Source organism: Polaribacter sp., from assembly GCF_049276715.1.
In the GTDB taxonomy this organism is placed as follows: Bacteria; Bacteroidota; Bacteroidia; order Flavobacteriales; family Flavobacteriaceae; genus Polaribacter.
In genome coordinates this window covers 1-2,003 of record NZ_JBASWY010000042.1, presented here as the reverse complement: position 1 = coordinate 2,003, position 2,003 = coordinate 1, and the positions used below count along the sequence as shown (strand labels likewise).

The following is a 2,003-nucleotide window of genomic DNA, read 5'->3' as shown; positions in this document are numbered from 1 at the left end:
GGGGTCCAACTTAAATGGCTTAAGCGGCTTCCACGTAGCCGAATATTGGATTGAGCGAAGGGCAGCGAACCCAGGTTCAGGGGCCGCCATCGCGTCGTACTTCATACTGGCGTCCAGTGCATCCGCGACCGAAGCAAACCCATTCCAAACCATCATTTGCCCAGGGTAATCGTGTCCGGTTTTTGTCACGCAAAACCCCGCCACCATAGCGCCTGTGCGCTCCTGTACCTGCAGATTTGATTTCAACGAGCTGATGTATCGATCGAGATCACTCGTCTGAAGCATGATCGTGGTGAAAGCGCCGTCACCTGGTGTCATTCCAGCGTGATCGTCAGCTACCACTCCATTTGTCAACATCAATGCTGCTATTATTAAAAAAGCTCTCATAACGTTTTCCCTTCGTCTTTTTAGGATTGGTTTCAGCGTGTGATGGTGTAGCCCATTTGCTCTAGCGCAAATCGACTCTCATTTATGTTAGCCAGAGCAACAACTTGCCCATCGGTATTGAACTGAAACCGCGAGACGGTATGAACGTCCACAGAGGCGCCACTGGTTTCGTCGGTATTCACCGCTTGCGTCCACGCGTAGATGACATCGCCAGACCCGACAACCTCATGAATCGTGTGGCTCTCGTCAGCCCAGTCTTCAGCGTCTTGCTCCCGCATCCACTGCAACATATTTGCCTTTGTTATGGCGGATAGGATGGGTCCTCGAACTACAGAGATCTGCATGCTCTCACCGTCACGGACGATGACGGCTTCGACAGCCTCACCCGCTTTACCGCGAAAATCGAGCCGATCCATCGTATCTGACCCAACCTCAACGCCTCGCACCGAGATAAATTTATCACCTACTTGCAGCACAGCCGAAGCCGGACTGTCCGGTACGATGGTCTGAACAACCATTTCCCCTGTTTCGTAGCCATCGTGAGTAAATCCTAACAGCAACAGACGAACCGAGGGTGTCGCAAATGCGACATCCTCGGATAATGTAAAAAAATGGTCACAATTCGAAAATGCTAAGAAGCACTAACTTTTGAGTAGGTGGGAATGTATCCGAGAAAATTTAGACAGATAGGGTGTGATGCGCCTTAGACTCTTTAAAATTACCTACTAAGACTCGACCTCGATACGCGCCTTTAACGCATTGATATCAATGATCGAGTTGAGCCCAGAACGAATGATAATGCCCCTTTCAATCCACTTTGATAAAATTCGATTCACCGTTTGTCGACAGGTCATAACGCTGCGCGCTAACTCCACCTGATTAATATCACCCGGTAATATGACGTGATTGGCATTGATTTTGCTGCGTGCAGCCAAAATCTGCAAGATTCGCGCAGCCAAGCGCTGCTCGGTATTGTGTGGCAATCGAGTGCACATTAAATCGAAGATGTTTTTCTTACGCTCAACCTCGCAAATCAAAATATCCCTATAGACTTCAGGGTAAGAGCGAAGCACCTCATCTAAGGCGTTCGCGTCAAAAAATAAGCCCGTGAAGTCCTCTTTACAGTGCGCGGTCAACCAGTGCCGTGCTGTTTTGCTCACAACTGGGTCGCCCAGCCACTCGCGGGATGTCACATACGCAAACAACACTTGGGCACCTGTCGGCGTATCAACTAATATTTCGACCTTACCCGAGAAGGGCAGGATCACACTGCCCATAAGATCACCAGATCGGAAAAGATGCTCTCCCTTCGGCACGGAATAGAGTTCCGCTAGCTTGATAAGATCGTTTAAGAGTTCCGCTCTCGCTTGCCTAAACCAATCAGTTTCTTTTATGAGCGCACGGGCGCGCTCGCGTTGGAAAGGTAAGATTCGCTTTTGACACATTTTTCTCACCCCCTAGGATACCTCTATCGATACCCTTTTTCTTATGTGTTACTAACTAAGCGTTTTAACTTTTATACCTTATTGATTGAGTTGGAACAAAGTTAGCGAAAAGGAGGTCAGGCTCTGCCCCGCATCCTGGCTCATCAAAAGGACAGGTCGGTAGAGCTCTCT

3 protein-coding genes are annotated in these 2,003 nt (G+C 49.0%); all 3 read right to left on the bottom strand.

The features are described 5' to 3' along the window. Positions 1-387 (bottom strand): hypothetical protein (locus WAO74_RS10905; RefSeq protein WP_422162058.1); only part of this gene is annotated, 387 nt, incomplete at its 3' end. 32 nt (positions 388-419) lie between these two features. Further along, on the bottom strand, positions 420-905 hold the full coding sequence (locus tag WAO74_RS10900) for a hypothetical protein (RefSeq protein ID WP_422162056.1): 486 nt from the start codon (positions 903-905) through the stop codon (positions 420-422). Positions 906-1,112: 207 nt separating this feature from the next. Beyond that, positions 1,113-1,832 carry a Crp/Fnr family transcriptional regulator gene (locus WAO74_RS10895; protein ID WP_422162054.1) on the bottom strand — a complete coding sequence of 240 codons (720 nt, stop codon included), beginning with the start codon at positions 1,830-1,832 and terminating at the stop codon, positions 1,113-1,115. Positions 1,833-2,003 lie beyond the last annotated feature (171 nt).